Here is a 206-nt window from a genome sequence, read left to right as displayed (position 1 = left end):
CCCCCCCCCCCCCCCCTTCCTCCCACACCCCCACCCCCCCCCCTCAGATTACTACGCGTCTCGTGGGCTCGGAGATGTGTATAAGAGACACGTCCTCAGGGGCGGACGTGGGAGCGGGGCCCGTGGGTGCCGAGCTCCCAGGCGGTGCCGAGGTCGTGCAGCCGGAGTCCTGTCTCTTATACACATCTGACGCTGCCGACAACGGA

The 206-nt window shown here is 68.0% G+C and carries 1 protein-coding gene; it reads left to right on the top strand.

Translation table 11 applies throughout. The features are described from left to right. Positions 1-206: hypothetical protein (locus ACPYOM_RS23685; protein WP_481347858.1), on the top strand; the 206-nt coding region annotated here is incomplete at both ends.

The sequence above is a fragment of the Monashia sp. HAY1-2A genome (assembly GCF_056755315.1).
Note: the sequence above shows the minus strand (reverse complement) of the source record. Positions and strands in the feature narration are given on the sequence as shown.